The 22,632-nt window shown below is 35.6% G+C and carries 19 protein-coding genes; 16 read left to right on the top strand and 3 right to left on the bottom strand.

Going from position 1 to position 22,632, the window contains the following annotated elements; all coding sequences use genetic code 11:
- Position 1: 1 nt before the first annotated feature.
- Together VK161_RS06245 and VK161_RS06250 are read right to left on the bottom strand one after the other, a co-directional pair.
- Positions 2-565, bottom strand: a complete 564-nt coding sequence (locus tag VK161_RS06245; RefSeq protein WP_324213906.1) for a 5-formyltetrahydrofolate cyclo-ligase — start codon at positions 563-565, stop codon at positions 2-4.
- Positions 558-1,790 carry a pyridoxal phosphate-dependent decarboxylase family protein gene (locus tag VK161_RS06250; RefSeq protein ID WP_324213907.1) on the bottom strand — a complete coding sequence of 411 codons (1,233 nt, stop codon included), beginning with the start codon at positions 1,788-1,790 and terminating at the stop codon, positions 558-560. The genes VK161_RS06245 and VK161_RS06250 overlap by 8 nt, the downstream gene beginning before the upstream one ends.
- Positions 1,791-2,026: 236 nt before the next feature.
- Here VK161_RS06250 and uvrC point away from each other — a divergent pair, with 236 nt between their 5' ends.
- From uvrC to VK161_RS06310, 12 genes are all read left to right on the top strand, one after another.
- The gene (gene uvrC, locus VK161_RS06255) at positions 2,027-3,823 is read left to right on the top strand and encodes an excinuclease ABC subunit UvrC (RefSeq protein WP_324213908.1); all 1,797 of its coding nucleotides are present in this window, start codon (positions 2,027-2,029) and stop codon (positions 3,821-3,823) included.
- A 16-nt stretch (positions 3,824-3,839) separates the two neighbouring features.
- Positions 3,840-6,149 carry a patatin-like phospholipase family protein gene (locus VK161_RS06260; RefSeq protein ID WP_324213909.1) on the top strand — a complete coding sequence of 770 codons (2,310 nt, stop codon included), beginning with the start codon at positions 3,840-3,842 and terminating at the stop codon, positions 6,147-6,149.
- A gap of 270 nt (positions 6,150-6,419) precedes the next feature.
- Positions 6,420-7,580, top strand: coding sequence for a homogentisate 1,2-dioxygenase (locus tag VK161_RS06265; RefSeq protein WP_324213910.1), 1,161 nt, complete (start codon positions 6,420-6,422; stop codon positions 7,578-7,580).
- Between the two features lie 19 nt (positions 7,581-7,599).
- Complete coding sequence (locus VK161_RS06270; RefSeq protein WP_324213911.1) at positions 7,600-8,052, top strand: CCC motif membrane protein; 453 nt, start codon at positions 7,600-7,602, stop codon at positions 8,050-8,052.
- Positions 8,053-8,055: 3 nt separating this feature from the next.
- The gene (gene hppD, locus VK161_RS06275) at positions 8,056-9,216 is read left to right on the top strand and encodes a 4-hydroxyphenylpyruvate dioxygenase (protein WP_324213912.1); all 1,161 of its coding nucleotides are present in this window, start codon (positions 8,056-8,058) and stop codon (positions 9,214-9,216) included.
- Between the two features lie 294 nt (positions 9,217-9,510).
- Positions 9,511-10,299 (top strand): DUF3108 domain-containing protein, encoded by a 789-nt coding sequence (locus VK161_RS06280; protein WP_324213913.1) that lies wholly within the window; start codon positions 9,511-9,513, stop codon positions 10,297-10,299.
- On the top strand, positions 10,299-11,225 hold the full coding sequence (locus tag VK161_RS06285) for a tryptophan 2,3-dioxygenase family protein (RefSeq protein WP_324213914.1): 927 nt from the start codon (positions 10,299-10,301) through the stop codon (positions 11,223-11,225). Before VK161_RS06280 ends, VK161_RS06285 begins: the two co-directional genes overlap by 1 nt.
- 11 nt (positions 11,226-11,236) lie before the next feature.
- Positions 11,237-12,583, top strand: coding sequence for a M23 family metallopeptidase (locus VK161_RS06290; RefSeq protein ID WP_324213915.1), 1,347 nt, complete (start codon positions 11,237-11,239; stop codon positions 12,581-12,583).
- 75 nt (positions 12,584-12,658) lie between these two features.
- Complete coding sequence (pgi, locus tag VK161_RS06295; RefSeq protein WP_324213916.1) at positions 12,659-14,305, top strand: glucose-6-phosphate isomerase; 1,647 nt, start codon at positions 12,659-12,661, stop codon at positions 14,303-14,305.
- Between the two features lie 183 nt (positions 14,306-14,488).
- The gene (locus VK161_RS06300; RefSeq protein ID WP_324213917.1) at positions 14,489-17,302 is read left to right on the top strand and encodes a TonB-dependent receptor; all 2,814 of its coding nucleotides are present in this window, start codon (positions 14,489-14,491) and stop codon (positions 17,300-17,302) included.
- A 102-nt stretch (positions 17,303-17,404) separates the two neighbouring features.
- Entirely contained in the window at positions 17,405-17,833 is a 429-nt protein-coding gene (locus VK161_RS06305) for a hypothetical protein (protein WP_324213918.1), read from the top strand.
- Between the two features lie 48 nt (positions 17,834-17,881).
- Positions 17,882-18,373 carry a septal ring lytic transglycosylase RlpA family protein gene (locus VK161_RS06310; RefSeq protein ID WP_324213919.1) on the top strand — a complete coding sequence of 164 codons (492 nt, stop codon included), beginning with the start codon at positions 17,882-17,884 and terminating at the stop codon, positions 18,371-18,373.
- Here VK161_RS06310 and VK161_RS06315 read toward each other — a convergent pair whose 3' ends face one another.
- On the bottom strand, positions 18,374-18,841 hold the full coding sequence (locus VK161_RS06315) for a CYTH domain-containing protein (RefSeq protein ID WP_324213920.1): 468 nt from the start codon (positions 18,839-18,841) through the stop codon (positions 18,374-18,376).
- A gap of 139 nt (positions 18,842-18,980) precedes the next feature.
- Here VK161_RS06315 and dinB point away from each other — a divergent pair, with 139 nt between their 5' ends.
- From dinB to VK161_RS06335, 4 genes are all read left to right on the top strand, one after another.
- On the top strand, positions 18,981-20,060 hold the full coding sequence (gene dinB, locus VK161_RS06320) for a DNA polymerase IV (protein WP_324213921.1): 1,080 nt from the start codon (positions 18,981-18,983) through the stop codon (positions 20,058-20,060).
- Between the two features lie 55 nt (positions 20,061-20,115).
- A complete protein-coding gene (locus VK161_RS06325) occupies positions 20,116-20,850 on the top strand; it encodes a lysophospholipid acyltransferase family protein (protein ID WP_324213922.1) in 735 nt (244 codons plus the stop codon).
- A 65-nt stretch (positions 20,851-20,915) separates the two neighbouring features.
- The gene (locus VK161_RS06330; protein ID WP_324213923.1) at positions 20,916-21,905 is read left to right on the top strand and encodes an acyl-ACP desaturase; all 990 of its coding nucleotides are present in this window, start codon (positions 20,916-20,918) and stop codon (positions 21,903-21,905) included.
- 70 nt (positions 21,906-21,975) lie between these two features.
- Positions 21,976-22,620, top strand: coding sequence for an HD domain-containing protein (locus VK161_RS06335; protein ID WP_324213924.1), 645 nt, complete (start codon positions 21,976-21,978; stop codon positions 22,618-22,620).
- Positions 22,621-22,632: the final 12 nt, after the last annotated feature.

Below are 22,632 nucleotides of genomic sequence, written 5' to 3' on the forward strand. Positions count from 1 at the left end.
TTTAGAAGGTGTAATTTTTATTGGGAGTTACACAAAAATCCAACTTCACATCGTTTTCAGTGACGTCAGAAATGACTTCTTCCGCTTCAAAAAAGGAAAGTCCAATTTTGATGACATCATCATTGCATTTGGATAAGAATTTGTCGTAAAATCCTTTTCCATAACCTACACGATGTCCTTCAGAATCAAACGCTAAAAGCGGAACAAAAACTACTTCAATTTTATTTACAGGAACTTCCAAACCATTTACGGGTTCAGGAATGTGATACGAGTTGGTTCTGAATTTGGTATTGTCAGTCAATAAAAAGTGCGTCATTTCAAATGTGTCAAAATCGCTTTTTGAAACCACAATTTCTTTGTCTTTTCCCGCTAAAATTTGGAGAATGAATTCAGTATCAATTTCGCGTTGTTCTTCAATGGTCAAAAACAAATGATAATAGGTTTTCTCCCAAACGTTCAATTGCAACATTCGATTGGCAATCGCCAAACTTTTGTCTACAATTGCATCTTCAGACAGTTGACTTCGTAAGTCTTTGTACTTTTTTCGCAGGTCTTTTTTAAGCATAAATTCCTTCCTTCAATTCGGCTATAAAAGTAGTTAAATGTTCCACTTCCACGTGATTCATCAGTACAATTTTGTACCATTTATTTTCATGGTTGTGCGTTTCCGGAACTAAATGGTATTTTTCGGCAATTTCCTTCAGAATGTATTCGGCACGAATCGTCACTATATTCATAAAAGGTTCTCTAAAGTACTTGATGTTCATTTGATCTAATTCGTTGCACAAAAACTGAGTGCGCATTTGCAACACACTTATTTTTTCAAACCATTTGTGTGGTCCATACGTGAATAAAATCATCCAAACCGCAATAGCATTCGCACCCGAACGACTCCCACATAAAGTCAAATCCATTCCTTCTACGTATTGCGCTTCTTCGGTTAGCACGTTTTCAATCAATCCTTTTCTACAAATAAAAATTCCCGTTCCGTATGGTGCTTGAAGCATTTTATGCGCATCAATGGTAATCGAACTGATTTTAGGATTGCTAAAATTAATCCTCGAATTTTCATTGCTGAACGGATAGACAAATCCGCCGTACGCTCCATCAATATGAATCTTATACTCTAAATTATAGTGTTCCAAAATTGTGATGTAATCATCCGGATCATCAACCGAACCAAACATGGTGGTTCCCATATTCGAAACGACAATGAAGTATTTTTTGCTGTTGTTTTTGGCTTTGACGATTATTTCTTCCAAAGCGACCAAATCAATGCAACGGTATTCAAAATCAACCGGAATTTTCAACCATTCTAAGCTCAATAAATTAGCTGCTTTCGGAATCGAATAATGTGTGTCTTCTGAAGCTAAAATCGCAATTTCATCCCAACTAGCATCACGGTTATATTTATAAAAGTTGCGGTACATCCAAATGGCTTGAATGTTGGCTTCGGTTCCACCAGGCGAAATATAACCGTCAAATGAATTGGGTTGGGCTTTAAAAACATCAACTGCCAAAACATTTAAGACTTCTTTTTCCAATTCATGCGTGCCTTTAAAAGCACTTTCTGAATTGCCCAACGTATGGCAACCAATGTGATTCGGATTGGATACAAAGGTTTGCAAAACGGGAGCATCTTTCAAAAAGTCGGCATCATAAAATACTTTCCCATCCAATTTTGACGCAGGATAACCCAAGGTTGAGTCTTTCGCAAAATTCACATTTTCGCTCAACGCACTTTGGATTTTATTTTTTCGTTCTTCTTTCGGTAATTTTTTCCAGTACATACTTCATCAATTTTCGGCAAAACTACTGTAACTGTCTAATTGAAAACATGATAAATGTTAGTTGCACTAATCAATTCCCGAATTTGGTTAATGAAGAATTTAAAGTTAAATTTGTTTAGAAAATAGTCTGTTAAAATCTGTTCAATCCGTTTAATCTGTGGCTGATTTTCAATATCATTCGCCTAGGCGAACAATATCAATCTCAAAAGACCGATAACTGATAACCGACAACCGTAATGACCATTCCATCACTAGAACTTCAACTGCAAACCTTGCCCGATAATCCGGGTGTGTATCAGTATTACGATAAAGATGGAAAAATCCTCTACGTAGGTAAAGCCAAAAACCTTAAAAAACGTGTTTCTTCTTACTTTAATAAAATCCATGACAACGGGAAAACCAATGTTTTGGTGAAGAAGATAGTCGAAATCAAACACATTGTGGTTTCTTCTGAACAAGATGCGCTTTTGTTGGAAAACAACCTGATTAAAAAGCTACAACCGCGCTACAACATCAACCTTAAAGACGACAAGACCTATCCGTGGATTTGCATCAAAAAAGAACCATTTTCCCGCATTTTTCCTACTCGTAGAATGGTGAAAGACGGTTCGGAATATTTTGGTCCGTATACCAATTTCAAAACCATCAATACATTGTTGGACTTAATTAAAGAATTGTATCCGTTGCGTACCTGTAATTACGATTTGAAAGAAAGCAACATTCAATCGGGAAAGTTTAAAGTGTGTTTGGAATTCCACATTGGCAATTGCAAAGGTCCGTGTGAAGGTCATGAATTACTCGAAAACTACCAACGTCAAGTGGATGCGATTCGCCAAATTCTAAAAGGAAATTTCAAGGACAGTTTGCGTGATTTTAAGGCGAAAATGAACGAATTTGCTGCGAATATGCAATTTGAAGAAGCGCAGAAAATCAAAGAAAAAATAGAGGTTTTAGAGAATTATCAATCGCGTTCAACCGTGTTGAACCCGAAGATTTCCAATATTGATGTGTTTTCTATTGTTTCGGATGAATCAATGGCGTACGTTAATTTTCTGCAAATTGCTCACGGTGCAATCATTCGCTCGTATACGTTGGAAATGAAGAAAAAACTGGATGAAACCGATGAAGAATTACTCGAATTAGGCGTAGTTGAACTTCGCGAACGTTTTCATCTGAATACCAAAGAAATTATTTTGCCTTTTCCACTCGATTTAGGTGAAAATATAAAAATTACAGTTCCGCAATTGGGCGACAAAAAGCAAATTCTCGAATTGTCTGAGCGCAATGCCAAATACTATCGTTTGGATCAATTAAAACAAATTCAGATTGTAGATCCAGAGCGTCATACCAATCGGATTATGGCCCAGATGCAAAAAGATTTGCGTCTTTCGGTTGAGCCACGACACATCGAATGTTTTGATAATTCCAACATTCAAGGAACCAATCCGGTTTCGGCTTGCGTGGTTTTTAAAGACGGAAAGCCATCCAAAAAAGACTACCGACATTTCAATATCAAAACCGTCGAAGTTCCGAATGACTTTGCATCGATGGAAGAAGTAGTATACAGAAGATACAAAAGGCTTTTAGACGAAAATCTATCCTTGCCACAACTCATCATCATCGATGGAGGAAAAGGTCAGTTGTCATCGGCATTAAAAAGTATTGATGAATTAGGTTTGCGCGGAAAAGTCGCCATCATAGGCATAGCCAAACGATTGGAAGAATTGTTTTATCCGGGCGATTCGGTTCCGTTATACCTTGATAAAAAATCAGAAACACTCAAAATTATTCAACAATTACGCAACGAAGCGCACCGATTTGGAATTACCTTCCATCGGGATAAAAGAAGTAAATCAGCACTAAATTCATCCATAGAAACCATACCAGGAATTGGCGAAAAAACGATGTTAACACTCATAAAGCACTTCAAAAGTGTTAAAAGATTGAAATTAGCGACCGAAAAAGAAATTTCTGACGTAGTTGGTGTAGCAAAAGCCAAAAAAATTTCCGAATTTTACAAGGAAATCAAATGAATTTATTTTGAAGCGAATGTTTCGGGCATACTTGCCAACCATTTTCCCGCTTTTCTCTCCAAATTTTTTCTTTCCGAAAAAGAAAGAAAAAAGTTTTCCGTTTCAATCGGGGCTAGATAGCATTCGTCTTTTGTGTTTGCTTTCTGCCTTCTTACTTCTGCCTTCTGCTTCCTCTGCTCAAGACACCATCAAACGTCCCAAAATCGGTGTAGTTTTAAGTGGTGGTGGTGCCAAAGGATTTGCGCACATCGGAGTGTTAAAAGTTTTGGAACAAGCTGGTGTAAAGATTGATTACATTGGCGGAACCAGTATGGGAGCAGTGGTGGGCGGTTTATATGCTACAGGCTACAGCGCTACTCAAATCGATTCGATTTTCAAAGCCACCAATTTTGATGAATTACTGCAAGATTACATTCCACGTACATCTAAAAACTTCTACGAAAAGCAAAATGACGAGCGGTATGCTATTTCATTGCCTTTCAGAAAATTCAGTTTAGGCGTTCCAATTGCCTTATCAAAAGGAATGTACAATTACAACTTACTGGCAAAACTGACTCACAAGGTACGTCACGTTAGAGATTTTAATCAGTTGTCCATTCCGTTTGTTTGTATAGCGACCGATATTGAATCAGGAAAAGAAGTCATCATGCACTCGGGTTATTTGGCTCAAGCAATGTTGGCAAGTTCGGCATTTCCAACCTTGTTTTCTCCAGTGGAAATCAACGGAAGATTGTTGATTGATGGAGGTGTTTCGAATAATTATCCCGTTGAAGAAATCAGAAAAATGGGCGCTGATATTATTATTGGTGTTGATGTTCAGGACGATTTAAAAGACCGAAACGCACTTAATGATGCGACTCGAATTTTAGTTCAGATTTCCAATCTTCAAATGATTGAAAGTATGAAAGATAAAATTCTTAAAACCGATATGTACATCAAACCCGACATTTCGAAATTTACTGTGATTTCGTTTGATCAAGGTGAAGAAATCATCAAACGTGGTGAGGAAGCCGCTTTTGCTTGTTATGAAAAGATAAAATCCTATGCAAAAGGTAATTATCAATTGAATGGATTAAAAACACAGGTAGACAGCTTAAACATTAACAAGATAATTGTTAACGATTTAAAGAATTACACCGCTTCGTATGTAATTGGTACACTCGGTTTCAAACAAAATTCAAAAATTTGTTATGATGACTTAAAAAAAGGAATTAACACTCTGAATGCCACTCAAAACTTCAGTACGATTAGTTATACGATAGAAAAAAACGAAAATGGAGGTGACGATTTACACATTGATTTAACCGAAATCAAAACCAAATCGTTTTTAAAATTCGGACTACATTATGATGGTTTGTATAAAAGTGCCGTTTTAGTGAATTTGACGCAAAAAAAATCGCTGTTTCGAAACGACGTATTGTCTGTAGATTTTGCTTTAGGCGATAATTTTAGGTACGATTTGGATTACTATGTTGATAATGGATTTTATTTTAGTTTCGGAATAAAATCACGGTACAATCAATTCAACCGTAATGTTTCAACCGATTTTAATAACGGAAGTATATTGAATCAATTTGCCATCAACAGAATCAATATTGATTTTTCTGATTTGACCAATCAAGTGTATTTACAAACCTTATTTTTTCAAAAATTCTTAATTGGTGGCGGAGTTGAGTTGAAACACATATCGATAGAGTCTAGAACCTTGCAAGACAGTAAAACTGTTTTTGAAGACAGTGATTATCTCAGTCTTTTTGGTTGTGTCAAATACGATTCGTTCGACAATAAATACTTTCCCAAAAAAGGGTGGTTTTTTAATGGTGATATTCATACGTATTTGTATTCGACTAATTTCACCAATCAATTCAATCGGTTTTCAATAATGAAGGGTGAAGCAGGAATTACGCGAACATTTTATAAAAGATTCAATGTCAAATTCACTTCCGAAGCTGGGTTTTCATTTGGAGAAAGCAGTGTTCATTTTCTGGATTTTGTTTTGGGCGGTTACGGATTCAACCCTATCAACAATTTCAAGCATTTTTATGGCTATGATTTTATCAGTTTAGCTGGAGACAGTTATATAAAATCAGCTGCAACGGTTGATGTTGAATTTTATAAAAAAAACCACTTGAATTTTTCCGCCAATTATGCCAATGTTGAAAATAAACTCTTTAGTACAGGAAATTGGTTGTCAACGCCAACGTATTCAGGATATGCCGTTGGTTATGGTTTAGAAACTGTACTTGGACCAATAGAGCTAAAATATTCTTGGTCACCCGAATTACCCAAAGGCTTCACGTGGATTAGTGTAGGATTTTGGTTTTAGCAATCGTTTTTTTTGCGATATTTGTAATACATAATTTAAAAATAGAAAAATGTTTGGACTATTAGCGTTAATTATTGCTTTTGCAGCAGGTGTAATTGTGGGCAAAGTTTTGTCTAAAGATAAAAAACTGTAATGATTTTTTACGATAAGGCAATAGTAGATAAGTTTTTATACTCACTCATCAAGAGAAATCCTGAATGAGCACTACTTCTTTTTGATAAATAAAAAGTTATTACCAACTTTTAATCGTTGAATTTAAATAAAAAGAAAATGCCAATTTATCATAAATTAGGGAACATTCCACACAAACGCCATACACAATTCCGAAAACCCAACGGAGATTTGTATTATGAGCAGTTGTTTGGAACAGTTGGTTTTGACGGAATGTCAACCAATTCCTACCACGAACAGCGTCCGACTCAAGTAAAAGAAATCCGCTCGCAATACAGTGTAGCTCCAAAAATTGCTAAAACCAATAACATTCAATCGTATAAGTTGAGAGGTTTTGAAGTTGCACCACAAGATGATTTTTTAGAAAGCAGAAAAATCGTTTTGACCAATTCCGATTTACATATTGTTTTAGCGGCACCCAGAAAATCAACCACCGATTACTTTTATAAAAATACCGATTCGGATGAAATGATTTTCATTCATCAAGGTTCGGGAAAATTGAGAACCATCTACGGGAATCTCGATTTTAAATACGGTGATTATTTGATTGTTCCGCGCGGAATGATTTATAAAATCGATTTTGACACCGAAGACAATCGCTTGTTTATTGTTGAATCGCATTCACCAATTTATACTCCAAAACAATACCGAAACTGGTTCGGTCAATTATTAGAACATTCTCCGTTTTGCGAAAGAGACATTCGTCGCCCACAAGAATTGGAAACCTACAACGAAAAAGGAGAGTTCATCATTAAAGTTAAAAAGAAAGATGAAATTTTTGAAATGGTCTATGCGACGCATCCTTTTGATGTGATTGGATACGACGGTTTTAATTATCCGTATGCCTTTTCCATTCACGATTTCGAACCTATAACAGGTCGAATTCACCTTCCACCACCCGTTCATCAAACTTTTGAGGCAAAAACATTCGTAGTATGCTCATTTGTGCCAAGACTTTACGATTATCATCCGCTATCAATACCAGCGCCATACAATCATAGCAATATTGACTCTGATGAGGTTTTATACTATGTTGATGGTGATTTCATGAGCCGAAATGATGTAAAACCAGGAAATATTTCGTTGCATCCAGCTGGAATTCCACACGGACCACATCCTGGCGCGGCAGAACGCAGTATTGGTAAAAAAGAAACATTAGAATTAGCCGTAATGGTGGATACGTTCAAACCTTTAATGGTAACAGAAGAAGCAATGAAAATTGCTGATGAAACGTATTTTCAATCGTGGTTAGAAGAATAAATTAATAAATAAATTTAAAATGTATAAAAAATTATCCGCCGATCCCAACGCTCTTATATTTGGAATTATCAGTTTAGTGATTGTCTTTTTAGGATGCTGTTGTGGACTTTTTGTTATTGTGAGTTTCACCTTGTCAATAGTCGGTCTTGTGCTGGCTAATAAAAGTTTGAGAGAATACAACAACGCACCCGATCAATACAACTTTACTAGTAAAAACAATGTTTTTATAGCTAAAGTGCTCAATATTATTGCGTTGGTATTGTCGTCGTTGATTTTGGTGTTTTATGTTCTATATTTTGCTTTTTTTGGTACTCTTTTGTCGACAGCGGCAATGAAAGATATTTTTACTAAAGGGAAAATGGAAGAATTTAGACAAATGCAAGACAGCATAAGAGAAGTCACTTTAGACAGTATAAACGAGGAAAATGAGTTATACATTGACACTCTAAATGTAGAATCAGAAAAAGAATAAATTATGTCAAAAGAAATAAAATCCGTTGAATACGGACTCGAAAAAATATTTGAAGGAGCTCAAGATTTCCTTCCACTGTTAGGAACCGATTATGTAGAGTTTTATGTGGGAAATGCCAAACAATCTGCTCATTTCTACAAAACGGCGTTTGGTTTTCAATCACACGCTTACAAAGGACTTGAAACAGGTTCTAGAGATTCGGTTAGCTATGTGTTAAAACAAGACAAAATACGGTTGGTGTTAACAACACCATTAACCAGCAGTTCGCCAATCAATGATCACTTAAGAAAACACGGTGATGGGGTGAAAGTAATTGCTCTTTGGGTGGATGATGCTCATTCAGCTTGGGAAGAAACCACCAAACGCGGTGCTAAGTCATTTATGGAACCTACAGTAGAAAAAGACGAACATGGTGAAGTAGTGCGTTCCGGAATTTACACTTACGGAGAAACAGTGCACGTTTTTGTTGAAAGAAAAAATTACAATGGTGCCTTTTTACCCGGTTTTGTTGAATGGAAATCAGACTACAATCCTGAGCCACTCGGACTAAAATACATCGATCACATGGTAGGAAATGTAGGTTGGGGCGAAATGAACCAATGGGTAAAATGGTACGAAGACGTAATGGGATTTGAAAATTTCCTTTCGTTTGACGATACTCAAATCCACACCGAATATTCTGCTTTGATGAGTAAAGTAATGAGTAACGGAAACGGTCGAATTAAATTCCCAATTAACGAGCCAGCCAAAGGAAACAAAAAATCGCAGATTGAAGAATACATCGACTTTTATGAAGGTCCAGGAGTGCAACATTTAGCGGTTGCGACTGATGATATTATCACAACTGTTGCCGGATTAAAAGCACGTGGAGTAGAATTTTTACCACCACCACCGCAAGCCTATTACGATGACATTCCACGCAGATTAGGCGTTCATATGGACATGATGAAAGAAGACATCAAAGAATTACAAAAACTTTCCATTTTAGTTGATGCCGATGAAGACGGTTATTTATTGCAAATTTTTACAAAGCCAATTGAAGATCGTCCTACACTTTTCTTTGAAATAATTCAAAGAATGGGAGCTAAAGGATTCGGTGCGGGTAATTTTAAAGCGCTTTTTGAGTCTATTGAGCGAGAGCAAGCTTTGAGAGGAACGTTATAAAAAACCAAAAATATTAAACAAAAACCAAAATACAACGTTGTAGTAATGCAATTTTTGATAAAAATGTGTTAAAGTTTGTTTTTTGATGAGAATAATTCAAAAAGCGTTGTATATTTGCACCATCAAAAAGAGAAGGAGTGGTTTCCTTTAATTTTTATATAAGTTTTTCATAATTTATAGTTTTTGGTTGGTTAATAGCATAAAAACTCAGTCATTTTATTGACTGAGTTTTTTTGTTTTAATACATTTGGAACAAAAATTGTATTACAGTTATTAAATCAATAAATTTTAAAAATGAAAAAGATTATTTTAATAGGGTTGTTTTTTTTGACTGTAAGTTTTGACCAAGTTGATTTGGCGCAAAAACAGCCTGCTTTTGATACAGGAGAATATTTCAAATTCAGAATACATTATGGTTTAGTAACTGCTGGATACGCCACTTTGGAAGTAAAAGAAGGAACTAAAAACAATAAAAAAGTCTACCATGCAGTAGGGAAAGGCTATACTACAGGTATGACCAAGTTCTTTTTCAAAGTAGAAGATAATTACGAAAGTTATTTTGATAAAACAACTGGAAAACCTTATCAATACGTTAGAAAGATTGATGAAGGAGGTTATACAAAAAATCAAGAAGGATTTTTTAATCAAGACAAAAATACTATCTTAGTAAAAGATTATAAAAACAAAACGGAAAACTCATTTACAACACCTGAAAATGTTCAAGACATCGTTTCTACCTTTTATTATCTAAGAAATCATCCTAATATTGATAAACTAAAAGTGGGTGAATCAATCATGGTAGATATGTTTTTTGATGATGAGACATTTAAATTCAAGCTAAAATTTATTGGTACTGAAGATTTAAAAACTAAATTTGGAGTCGTAAAAAGCATGATTTTTAGACCACTTGTGCAATCAGGTAGGGTTTTTAAAGAAGAGGAAAGTTTAACAGTCTGGATATCAGACGATGAAAATAAAATCCCACTCAGAATCAAAGCTAGTTTAGCCGTTGGATCGCTAAAGGCAGATTTAGAATCATATAAAGGACTTAAAAATCCTTTCTATATAAAAGTACAAAAATAATGACCACCGAAACCAACCAACTATTAGAACAATTAGAACAAAAATTTGATGCCATAAATCAAAAAACAGATACACACTTAGAAGGACTACTTTGGTCTAAACCCATAACCTATTGGGATTATATTCAAACCGACGCCTTACTAAATTTACAAACCCAAAGAACCATTTTGCCCGACGAAATGGTTTTTATTATGTACCATCAGGTCAACGAATTGTTGTTTAAAATGATACTTTGGGAGATCAAACAAGTATGTTATTCAGAAACTATTAAAACTAAATTTTTTGCCGAACGGTTAACCCGAATTTCAAGGTATTTTGACATGCTCACCACATCTTTTGATATCATGGGCGACGGGATGGAAGTTGAACAGTACATGAAATTCAGAAACACCTTAACTCCAGCCAGTGGTTTTCAAAGTGCGCAATACCGAATGATCGAATTCGCTTCAACCGATTTGATTAATTTAATTGATTACCGTTTCCGCGCTACCATCGACAGAAACACACCGTACTCTCACGCTTTCGAACATTTGTATTGGCAAGCTGCTGGGAAAGATTATCATACAGGTGAAAAATCATTTTTAATTTTAGAATTCGAACGAAAATATAAAGACGAGTTTTTGCGTTTTATGGAAGAGTACAATACCATCAACATCTGGCAAAAATTCAAACAATTACCTCTTGAAGATCAAAAGAATACCGATTTAGTGGCTGCCATGCGTCATTACGACAAAACGGTAAACATCACTTGGGTTATGGGTCATTTAAATGCCGCAAAAAAATACATAGAAAGCGGACACGGATCAGGCGAAGCAACGGGCGGAAGCGATTGGAAAAAATACATGCATCCAAAATACCAACGACGCATTTTCTTCCCAGAATTATGGTCGGAAGAAGAATTAAAAAATTGGGGTGAAGACTGTTAAAAAAAGCACATTTGAAAAAACTGTCCATCTTATTACTATTATCATTAACTCTTTTTTCATGTAAAAAAGCGGAAGAAGAGGTTTGGGTTGACGAAATCGAACCAGTCAAACCCATAGTCGATTTTGGAATCAACTTTGCCGATTATAATGTAGACCAAGATACAGTTCAATACTATGATAATCTAACTCGAATTTTAACCCGACAAAATTTATCTTCTAAAAAAGTAAATCAGATTATTGAAAAAGTCAAAGATTCACTCAATCTGAAACTCATAAAAAGACACAAAGCCTTCACTTTTTTTCGTTCCAAAGACCGGTTCAACAAAGTACAACTATTTGTTTTTCAACCCGATCAACTCAATTATGTTTTGGTTGATTTAAGAGACTCAATAGTAGTTTATAAACGAACACGACCGCTTACTTTTAAAGTTCGAACTATAGCAGGTACATTGAGTAGTTCGCTGTCCGAAACACTGAAAAAAGAGAATATTGATATTTCTCTTAAAAAACGATTAATTAAAGTATACGCTTGGTCCATCGACTTTTTTAAATCCAAAAAAGGAGACAAATTTGCCGTCAGCTTTACCGAACGTTACATCAACGACACGATTTACGACGGAATTGATAGTTTGCGATGCGCCTTCTTTGAATATAAAGGCAAAAAAATCTATGCTTTCCCGTTCATTCAAGACAGTATTAAAGGAAAAACCGATTACTATGATGAACAAGGAAATGCACTGCGTAATTTTTTCTTGAAAGCTCCTTTGAAGGTAGTCAACATTACTTCAAAATACACTCTTAAGCGGTTTCATCCAGTACAACAAATCTGGAAACCACATTTTGGAACTGACTATGCAGCACCAACTGGAACACCTATTATGACAACCGCTACAGGTGTGGTTGAAATGGCAGGATACACCGCTGGAAATGGAAATTTCGTAAAGGTTAAACACGACAAAACCTATTCTACTCAATACCTTCACATGTCCAAAATTTTGGTAAAACGCGGGCAATCAGTCAAACAAGGTGACGTCATAGGGAAAGTAGGAAGTACTGGCTTGGCTTCTGGTCCGCACGTATGTTACCGATTCTGGAAAAACGGAAAGGAGGTAGATGCCTTAAAGCTAAAACTTCCTAATTCAGAACCAATGGATGCGCTTAACAAACCAAGATACATTAAATACATTACTCCATTAAAACGAGAATTGGATAGTGTTGCGGCGGTAAAATTCAACGAACCATTGCCGGCAAAAATTCAAAAACCAGCTCAAAAACCAGCTCAAAAACCAGCTCAACCCTCGGGTAAACCACAACCCAAAGCCAAAACTGTCGCAAAACCCAAAACAAAAAAGAAATAAAAACCACAGTTTTGTCGAGTTTTATTTTAATAACCTAAACAATAATGTAATTTTGCGGTTCAAAAAATAAAACCAATGGCACTTTCTAAAATAAACCCAACTACAACTTCTGCTTGGCAAAAATTAAATCTTCATTATGCAACAATGCAACATAATTCCATTAAAGATTTATTTGTAAATGATGTTAAAAGAGCCGAAAACTTTCACATTCAGTGGAATGATTTCCTAATTGATTATTCTAAAAATAATATCACTCAAGAAACGGTTGATTTGCTTTTAGAATTGGCTCAAGAAGTAGGTTTGAAACAAGCCATTTCCGACTATTTTAATGGTGAACGAATCAATCAAACCGAAGATAGAGCGGTGCTTCATACGGCTTTACGTTCGCCTGAAAATGCGACTGTTTTAGTGGATGGGAAGAATGTAATGCCCGAAGTTTTTGCCGTTAAAAATCAAATCAAAAAATTTTCAGAAGCGATTATCTCTGGTCAGAAAAAAGGATATACAGGTAAAAATTTTACTGATGTAGTAAATATTGGAATTGGAGGTTCAGATCTTGGCCCAGCGATGGTGGTTGAAGCTCTACAGTTTTATAAAAATCATTTGAACGTTCATTTTGTTTCCAATGTTGATGGTGATCATGTAAACGAAGTCATCAAAAAATTAAACCCCGAAACGACCTTATTTGTAATTGTTTCTAAAACATTTACTACTCAAGAAACGTTATCAAATTCAGAAACTATTCGTTCTTGGTTTTTGCAAACAGCAACTCAAAATGACGTTTCTAAACACTTTGTGGCAGTTTCAACCAATATTCAGAAAGTAACCGAATTCGGAATTGATGCTGAAAACATCTTTCCAATGTGGGATTGGGTTGGCGGACGGTTTTCGTTGTGGAGCGCAGTCGGACTTTCAATAAGCCTAGCTGTTGGATACGCTAATTTTGATGAATTATTGAGCGGCGCCAATGAAATGGACAATCATTTTAAAACGGCCGATTTTAATAAAAATGCACCAGTTGTTTTAGCCTTACTGAGCGTTTGGTACAATAATTTTTTTGGTGCTGAAAGTGAAGCCTTGATTCCGTATACTCAATATTTGCAAAAATTAGCGCCTTATCTTCAACAAGGAATCATGGAAAGCAACGGAAAAAGTGTTGGTCGTGATGGAAAAACCGTAAATTATCAAACCGGAACTATTATTTGGGGTGAGCCAGGAACCAATTCACAACATGCTTTTTTTCAGTTGATTCATCAAGGAACTAAATTAATTCCAACTGATTTTATTGGGTTTGTTGAGCCTTTGTACGGAAACGAAGACCATCATAACAAATTGATGTCTAACTTTTTCGCTCAAACCGAAGCATTGCTCAATGGTAAAACCGAGGCGCAAGTGAAGCAAGAATTTGAAAAACAAGGTGTTTCAAAAGTAAAAGCAGATTATCTCTTACCTTTCAAAGTATTTACTGGAAATAAACCAACCAATACTATTTTAATTCAAAAACTAACCCCAAGAACTCTTGGTGCATTGGTGGCGCTATACGAGCACAAAATCTTCGTACAAGGTATAATTTGGAATATTTTCAGTTATGACCAATGGGGAGTTGAATTGGGGAAACAATTAGCCAATTCAATTTTAAAAGAAATTGAATCAAACGAAGTTGGATCTCACGATAATTCGACGCAGTTTTTATTAAATTATTTCCTACAGTCAAAAAAATAATTTTTCCTCAAAGAATACAGTAAAGTAGCTGTTTTTGTTATATTGTTGAATAATTTTTAAAAAACAGCCGTATTTCTCTGATACATTGAGAATTGTTTAATATTTTTCCAATTGTTAACGTTTTCTTAACACTTGTCCGTCAATTTATTGAGAAATTTGCGGAAAATTTTAACGTAAACAAAAATGAAAAATTTAAGAACTAATTTACTAACAGGTTTGTTTTTTCTTATCACAACAATTGCCTTCTCTCAAGGGAAAATTAAAGGAGTTGTAGTAGATAGCGAATTAAACGGATCTTTACCAGGTGTAAACGTTGTAGTGAAAGGCTCAACCACTGGAACTACAACTGACATGGATGGAAAATTTACGATTAATTCTACATCTGCTTCAGGACAAATCGTTTTAACATACATCGGTTTCAAAACACAAACCATCAACTTTACAGTTAAAAATGGTGAAACAGTTGATTTGGGAACGATTACTCTATCTTCAGATTCTAATCAATTAGATGAAGTAGTTGTTAAAAGTACTGTTATTGACGTTGCTAAAGACAGAAAAACTCCAGTTGCAGTATCTACTATAAAAGCTTCAGAAATTGTACAAAAATTAGGTAACCAAGAGTTTCCAGAAATTTTAAACAACACACCTTCTGTATACGCTACAAAATCGGGTGGTGGTTTTGGTGATTCCAGAATTAATATTAGAGGTTTTTCTCAAGAGAATATTGCGGTTATGATTAACGGTATGCCAGTAAACGATATGGAAAACAGTCGTGTTTTCTGGAGTAACTGGGCAGGTTTATCAGATGTAACTTCATCTATGCAAGTACAAAGAGGTTTAGGTTCTTCTAAATTAGCAATTTCTTCTGTTGGAGGAACTATCAATATAGTAACTAAATCATCTGATTTGAAACAAGGAGGAACCATGTATGTGGGTACTGCAAATGATAATTACCTAAAAACTCAAATGTCGTATGCAACAGGTAAAATGAAAAACGGGTTTTCTGCGTCTTTCTTATTGAGCCAAACCAGAGGTGATGGTTATGTTGATGCTACTCGTTTTGAAAGTGCTAACTATTTTGTAGCTTTAGGATATGAAATCAATCCTAAAAACGACATTCAGTTTACTTTTACGGGTGCACCACAATGGCACGATCAACGTTCTACTGCTCCAACATTAAATCAATATTTGAATTACAGCAGCAACGGTGAGCCAAACATCAAATACAATTCAGATTGGGGTTATTTGAATGGAAGTGAGTTCAATTTTAGAACTAACTATTACCACAAACCAGTAATGTCGATTAACTGGGATTCTAAATTCTCAGATAAAATGAAACTTTCAACCGTAATCTATGGTTCTTGGGGAAGAGGTGGAGGAACTAATGGTGCTGGTGCAGTTAGAGGAAATCGTTTCTTTGCAGATAATCTTAGAACTTCTGATGGATACATTAATGTTGATTTAATTCAAGCTTGGAACTCAGGACAAACAGTTAGTATTCCCGGAACTACTGGAACTTCAACTAGAGGTTTGACCAACGGACAATACATCAGTAGTACTTCAACTTCAAATAATTTAACTAACGGTATTTCTAAAATATCTTCGATTAATTCACACAACTGGTACGGTGGTGTAACTAATTTAAATACGAAGTTAACCGATAGATTAACTTTAGATTTTGGATTGGATTTCAGAACCTACAGAGGTATTCACTATCAAAATGTGAACGAACTTTTAGGCTCAACAGGATTTTTAGATAATACTCCCATTGCTAACGGTATTGCTTCAAACGGAAACATCAATGATCCAGGAAGAATATTATACGGGACCTACGAAAGCAACCCAAGTTTCAATCCATTTTTCAATGTAGACCACCAACAAAAAGTATCGTACAATAACGATGGTTTAGTAAATTGGTACGGTGCATTTACTCAATTAGAATATTCTACAGAAAAATTAACTGCTTTTGTTCAAGGAGCTATTTCTCAACAAGGATTCAAAAGAGAAGATTACTTTAAATATTATGAGTCTGACCCATTAGCTTCTACCGATTATGAAAACATCTTAGGTGGAAACGTAAAATTAGGAGCTAACTACAACATCAACAAAAACCACAATGTTTTTGTAAACACAGGATTCTATTCAAAACAACCTTTCTTTAATGCTGTATATCCAAACAACGCTTCTAAAGTAAATGGAAATTTAGTAAATGAAAAAATCATGGGTATTGAATTAGGTTACGGTTTCCGTTCTTCAAAATTCAATGCTAATGTAAACTTATACCACACTTCTTGGAAAGACAGATACCAAAGATCTAATGATAATGCTACTGATAATCCTGGTGGATACTACGATTTCTCTGGAATTGAAGAAGTACACACAGGTATCGAAGTAGATATGAACGCCAAAGTAACTAACTTTATCAAAGTGAACGGTATGTTTTCTATTGGAGATTGGTCATACAAAGGAAATAGCGTAAGTAACCGCTACGATCAATTCAACACTCCAATTGTAGGTGGAACAGAAACTACATTATATTTAGATGGTGTAAAAGTAGGTGATGCAGCACAATTAACGGCTTCTGTAGGAACTACAATTGACGTTGTAAAAGGATTAAGTGTTGATGCGAACTACCGATTTGTAGATCGATTATACGCTTCAATTTCTCCAGGAAACTTTACTAACGAAATTAATAGAGGTTCGCTAGAATTACCAAATTATGGTTTAATGGATTCAGGTTTGACCTATACTATGAATGTTGGAAAAGGTAAATCAGATTCTGTAATTTTCAGATTAAATGTAAACAACGTTTTAGACGAAATTTATATTGCTGAAGCAAGAACAAATACTTTTGCAAGAACAAGAGAAACGTTTGCAACAGACGACGCTTACAACACTTATTTAACTAACGGTGTTTATGATGGCATCGACAGAACCAATCAAGTTTTCTTCGGTTTCGGTAGAACATGGAACTTCGGTGTAACATATAAGTTCTAATACAAGTTTAGTTTAAAATTAATTTTCAAAACCCTCATTCATTTCGGATGAGGGTTTTTTGTACTTTTTTACTATATTTGTTTCAATCAAATAAACTAATTCATGTACCATTTCATCCAAAAGTTTCATTCAGGTTGGGCGTATTTAGCTCTTTTACTTTTAGTTATCGCTGTTTTTAATTCCTTTTCAGGATGGTTTTCCAAAAGAGAATTTGCCTCAAAAGACAAAAAAATAGCCCTTTTTGCACTCATCGCCACTCACCTTCAGTTGGTTATTGGATTCCTATTGTACTTTGTTTCTCCAAAAGGATTGGATAGTCTTGGTTCTATGGAAGATTCAGCATTGCGACTTACCGCATTAGAACATCCGATAGTAAACATCTTAGCTATTGTTTTAATCACTATCGGTTGGTCTCGTCACAAAAAAGCAATAGCTAGTGATTTAAAGTTCAAATCTATTTTTGTATTCTACATGTTGGGACTCGTTTTAGTACTGGTTAGAATACCTTGGCAAGCTTGGTTCAGTATTTGATAAGTAAGTCCTGAAAAGGACTTTTTTTATCCCTTAAATACTATTTTTATGAAGAAAAAAAATATTTCAATCGTATCGTTTCTGTCTGTATTCATCATTGCAATGCTAATGATGAATCCAATTTTGGCACAGAAACCCAAAACCGACACTATAAAAAAGGCAACTGCTACAAAAATCATTGAAGTCACTACTGCCGATGATATTATTGACAGTTTGGTTGAGCCAAAACTCAAACTCAAATTACATAAAGAAAACGCAGTTGCATCCTATTATGCTGATAAATTCAACAACAGAAAAACAGCAAGTGGAGCCAAATACGATCACAACAAATTCACTGCAGCGCACAAAAAATTCCCATTCGGAACCAAGTTAAAAGTTACCAATCCTTCCAATAAAAAATCGGTAGTGGTGACAGTAAACGATCGCGGTCCATTTGTGAAAGGAAGGGAAATTGATTTGTCTAAAAAAGCATTCATGATGATTGCCTCAAACAAAGGCTCGGGAATTCAAAAAGTAACCATCGAAATCATCGAAGAATAATTACCAAGTAGTAAACGGACAATTACTCAAATAAGCATTGTAATAGCGTTGGTCATTTGTAACTTCTTTTCCTAGCCAATTGGGCTTTTCAAATGCTTCGTTTTCGTCACTAAGCTCTATTTCGGCCATTACCAAACCTTCGTTGACACCGTAAAAAACATCTACCTCAAACAAATGTTTACCCTTTTGTATATGGTAACGCGTTTTCTTAATCACACCATTTTCACACAACAAAAGCAATTGTTTCGCCTCATCAACTGCAATTTCTTTTTCCCATTCAAATCGTGATGCACCACTTTCACTCGATTTTCCTTTGATCGTCAGGAATCCTTTATTGCCTTTCACTCGAACTCGTACTGTGCGCTCCGGATTCGAATTCAAATACCCTTGAGCAATCTCAAATTGTACTTCTGATTCATCCCTAAAATCATTCGATGTAACCAAAAATTTACGTTCTATTTCTATCATTTTATTTTTTTGAAGCTATTTCCTGCCATTCGCTGTATCTCCGATTGGTAAAAACTACAGGCAAAGCCTTTTTTTTTTACCATCGGAGGATGCCGCTTCTGTCAGGGCTAGATATCCCAAATATAATTAAATTTGCAGTATGCAAGAACCTAAACTTCGTAAAATAATCCATGTAGATATGGACGCATTCTACGCTTCGGTCGAGCAAATGGACAATCCCGAACTCAAAGGAAAACCCATTGCTGTTGGCGGAAGTGAAGTGCGTGGAGTCGTTTCTGCAGCCAGTTACGAAGCCCGAAAATTTGGAGTCAGAAGTGCCGTCAGTGGAGTTCAAGCCAAAAAATTGTGTCCGGATTTAATTTTTGTTCGCCCGCGTTTTGATCGCTACAAAGAAATTTCGAAGAAAATCCGCAAAATTTTTCACGATTATACCGATTTAGTTGAACCGCTTTCACTTGATGAAGCGTATCTCGACGTTACGCAAAACAAAAAAGGAAATCCAAGTGCTTCATTGATAGCGCAAGAAATTCGACAACGTATTTTTGAAGAAGTCGGTCTAACCGCATCAGCCGGAATTTCCATCAATAAATTTGTGGCCAAAGTAGCCAGCGATTACAACAAACCCAACGGTCAAAAAACAGTAAGTCCAAACGAAGTTGAAGAATTTTTAGAAAACCTCGACGTTAAAAAATTCTATGGCATCGGAAAAGTCACTACTGAAAAAATGTACCAATTGGGCATTTTCACGGGCAAAGATCTAAAATCAAAAACCAAAGAATACCTCGAAGAACATTTCGGAAAAAGCGGCGGATTTTACTATTACATCGTGCGCGGCATTCACAATAGTGAAGTAAAACCCAATCGAACCACTAAATCAGTCGCAGCCGAGCATACCTTCAACGAAAATTTGACTTCGGAAATTTTCATGGAAAAAAAACTGGAACGAATCGCCGAAGAACTCGAAAAACGTCTCAAACGCTATTCCATTTCAGGGAAAACCGTCACCTTAAAAATAAAATACTCCGATTTTACACAACAAACCCGCAGTAAAACATTGCCGTATTTCATTTCGGATAAAGGCTTGCTATTTGAAACTGCCAAAGAATTACTCTACCAAGAACGATTAAAAGACTCGGTTCGATTACTCGGCATTTCGCTCAATAACCTCAATACCGAAGTAAAAAAAACTGTCGTAGTTCAGTTGAAGTTTGACTTTTAATTGGGAGTAAAACCCAATTTTATTCCGTACTTTTACCATCAATTTTTTATAATTCATGGAGAAGATAATTTCCTATCCTATTTCGGTAGTGTATTATTTGTGTTTCGGACTTTCATTAGTGATTTTTCACCCGATTCAATGGATTTGTTTTAATCTATTTGGCTATCAAGCACACAAAGTCAGCGTTGATTATCTGAATTTATTTTTGGTGCGTTGTACCAATATTTTGGGAACAACCTATTCGTTTAAAAATAAAGAAAGTATTCCCGAAAATGTTCCAATAATTTTTGTTGCCAATCACCAAAGCTTGTTTGATATCATCGGAATCATTTGGTATTTACGAAAACACCACGCCAAATTTGTCAGTAAAAAAGAGTTAGGAAAAGGAATTCCGAGTGTTTCATACAATTTACGGCATGGTGGTTCCGTTCTTATTGATAGAAAAGACCCAAAACAAGCCATTCCGGTCATCAAAGGTTTGGCTGAATACATAGAAAAGCACAAAAGAAGTGCGGTCATTTTTCCAGAAGGCACGCGAAGCAAAACAGGTAAACCCAAAGAATTTGCTCAAAGCGGATTGAAAATTCTTTGCAAATTTGCTCCATCAGCAGTGGTGGTGCCAATTACCATCAACAATTCATGGAAAATGGTAAAATTTGGCGCCTTTCCGATGGGATTGGGAACCAAAATGGAGTTCATCATTCACGAGGCTATTCCTGTGAAAGAATATTCTTTTGAAGAGTTGATGCAAAAAACAGAATCAGCAGTCGTACAATCACTAAAATATTAAAATGTATTTTCAAAGTGTATTCAAAATCTAAAATCTAAAATCTAAAGTCTAAAATTTAAACTATAATGTCTATAAAAAACATCCGTCTAGAAGTCATGCAATTTCTAGAAAAAAACGTCGATAGTTTTGTTGACCAATTTTTAATTCCAGTGGATAAAATTTGGCAACCTAGCGACTTACTGCCCAATTCTGAAAGTGAAAATTTTATTGAAGAAGTGAAAGAATTGCGCGAAATTGCCAAAGAATTACCTTATGATTTTTGGGTAGTTCTGGTGGGCGACACTATTACTGAAGAAGCACTTCCAACTTACGAATCATGGTTGATGGAAGTAGAAGGCGTAGATAACGAAGGAAGAAATGGTTGGTCGCGTTGGGTGCGTGAATGGACCGGAGAAGAAAACCGTCACGGCGATTTACTCAACAAGTATTTGTATTTATCAGGCCGCGTAAACATGCGCGAAGTAGAAGTGACTACACATCACTTAATCAATGATGGTTTTGACATCGGAACCGGAAAAGACCCGTATAAAAACTTTGTATATACGAGTTTTCAAGAATTAGCAACTTATGTTTCTCACAATCGTGTGTCGCAAATTGCTAAGGAATTTGGGGATAAGAAATTGTCAAAATTATGCAAGTTGATTGCAGGTGACGAAATGCGTCATCATCATGCATACAGTGAATTTGTAAATCAAATTTTCAAAGTAGATCCAAGCGAAATGATGTTGGCGTTTCAATACATGATGAAACAAAAAATTACAATGCCGGCGCATTTTTTAAGAGAATCAGGGCAAAAAATCAGTACTGCTTTTGAAGAATTTTCCAATTCTGCACAAAAAATAGGCGTTTATACCGCTAGCGATTATGTTGATATTCTTCAGAAATTAATTGATAAGTGGGACATTTCAAAAGTCAGCAATCTCACTGATGAAGCCGAAAAAGCACGTGATTATTTAATGAAATTGCCCTCGAGAATGGCGAAAATTTCAGAGCGATTAGTGCTTCCAGATGAAACTAAAATTTTCAAATGGGTAGAACCTGCTTTGATTAAGTAATTAAATAAAAAGAATAGAATACAAACCTAAATCCTTTCTGAAAAGAGAGGATTTTTTTAACTTCAAATTCATGTCATTGATTGATAACACCATAGTATTTGTAAAAGAAAAACTCCAAAATGCTGAGGCCGGACACGATTGGTTTCACATTGAACGAGTGTATAAAAACGCATTGCTCATTGCTTCAGACGAAGAATGCGATTTGACGATTGTAAAATTAGGAGCATTGCTTCATGACATTGCCGACAGTAAGTTCAATGACGGCGATGAAACGGTTGGGCCAAAAGTAGCGCGAGCGTTTTTAGAATCTCAAAATGCTTCAGAAGAAACAATTGTTCACGTAATCAGTATCATCGAAAATATATCGTTCAAAGGCGGTAATTTTGAAAAGAAATTTACGTCAAAAGAACTCGAAATTGTTCAAGATGCCGACCGTTTGGATGCGTTGGGTGCGATTGGAATTGCGCGAACGTTCAACTACGGCGGATTCAAAAATCGTCAGTTGTACAATCCAGCGATTCCTCCAAAATTAAACATGAGCAAGGAAGAATACAAAAACAGTGAATCGCCTACACTCAATCATTTTTACGAGAAGTTACTGTTGTTGAAAGACAAAATGAATACTCCAACGGGTAAAAAACTAGCCGAACAACGCCATAAGTTTATGGAGCATTTCTTGGCTCAGTTTTATGCCGAATGGGATGGAGAAATATAAAAAAAGGCACTT

It is taken from the genome of Flavobacterium sp., assembly GCF_035299245.1.
Lineage (GTDB): Bacteria > Bacteroidota > Bacteroidia > Flavobacteriales > Flavobacteriaceae > Flavobacterium.

Excerpts from the sequence above, each read along its gene's own strand:
- VK161_RS06305 (WP_324213918.1), top strand. The coding sequence starts at position 17,405 with ATGTACCATTTCATCCAAAAGTTTCATTCAGGTTGGGCGTATTTAGCT.
- VK161_RS06300 (WP_324213917.1), top strand. The coding sequence starts at position 14,489 with ATGAAAAATTTAAGAACTAATTTACTAACAGGTTTGTTTTTTCTTATC.
- VK161_RS06325 (WP_324213922.1), top strand. The coding sequence starts at position 20,116 with ATGGAGAAGATAATTTCCTATCCTATTTCGGTAGTGTATTATTTGTGT.
- pgi (WP_324213916.1), top strand. The coding sequence starts at position 12,659 with ATGGCACTTTCTAAAATAAACCCAACTACAACTTCTGCTTGGCAAAAA.
- hppD (WP_324213912.1), top strand. The coding sequence starts at position 8,056 with ATGTCAAAAGAAATAAAATCCGTTGAATACGGACTCGAAAAAATATTT.
- VK161_RS06310 (WP_324213919.1), top strand. The coding sequence starts at position 17,882 with ATGAAGAAAAAAAATATTTCAATCGTATCGTTTCTGTCTGTATTCATC.
- uvrC (WP_324213908.1), top strand. The coding sequence starts at position 2,027 with ATGACCATTCCATCACTAGAACTTCAACTGCAAACCTTGCCCGATAAT.
- VK161_RS06245 (WP_324213906.1), bottom strand. The coding sequence starts at position 565 with ATGCTTAAAAAAGACCTGCGAAAAAAGTACAAAGACTTACGAAGTCAA.
- VK161_RS06265 (WP_324213910.1), top strand. The coding sequence starts at position 6,420 with ATGCCAATTTATCATAAATTAGGGAACATTCCACACAAACGCCATACA.
- VK161_RS06250 (WP_324213907.1), bottom strand. The coding sequence starts at position 1,790 with ATGTACTGGAAAAAATTACCGAAAGAAGAACGAAAAAATAAAATCCAA.
- VK161_RS06335 (WP_324213924.1), top strand. The coding sequence starts at position 21,976 with ATGTCATTGATTGATAACACCATAGTATTTGTAAAAGAAAAACTCCAA.
- VK161_RS06330 (WP_324213923.1), top strand. The coding sequence starts at position 20,916 with ATGTCTATAAAAAACATCCGTCTAGAAGTCATGCAATTTCTAGAAAAA.
- VK161_RS06315 (WP_324213920.1), bottom strand. The coding sequence starts at position 18,841 with ATGATAGAAATAGAACGTAAATTTTTGGTTACATCGAATGATTTTAGG.
- VK161_RS06260 (WP_324213909.1), top strand. The coding sequence starts at position 3,840 with ATGTTTCGGGCATACTTGCCAACCATTTTCCCGCTTTTCTCTCCAAAT.
- dinB (WP_324213921.1), top strand. The coding sequence starts at position 18,981 with ATGCAAGAACCTAAACTTCGTAAAATAATCCATGTAGATATGGACGCA.
- VK161_RS06270 (WP_324213911.1), top strand. The coding sequence starts at position 7,600 with ATGTATAAAAAATTATCCGCCGATCCCAACGCTCTTATATTTGGAATT.
- VK161_RS06280 (WP_324213913.1), top strand. The coding sequence starts at position 9,511 with ATGAAAAAGATTATTTTAATAGGGTTGTTTTTTTTGACTGTAAGTTTT.
- VK161_RS06285 (WP_324213914.1), top strand. The coding sequence starts at position 10,299 with ATGACCACCGAAACCAACCAACTATTAGAACAATTAGAACAAAAATTT.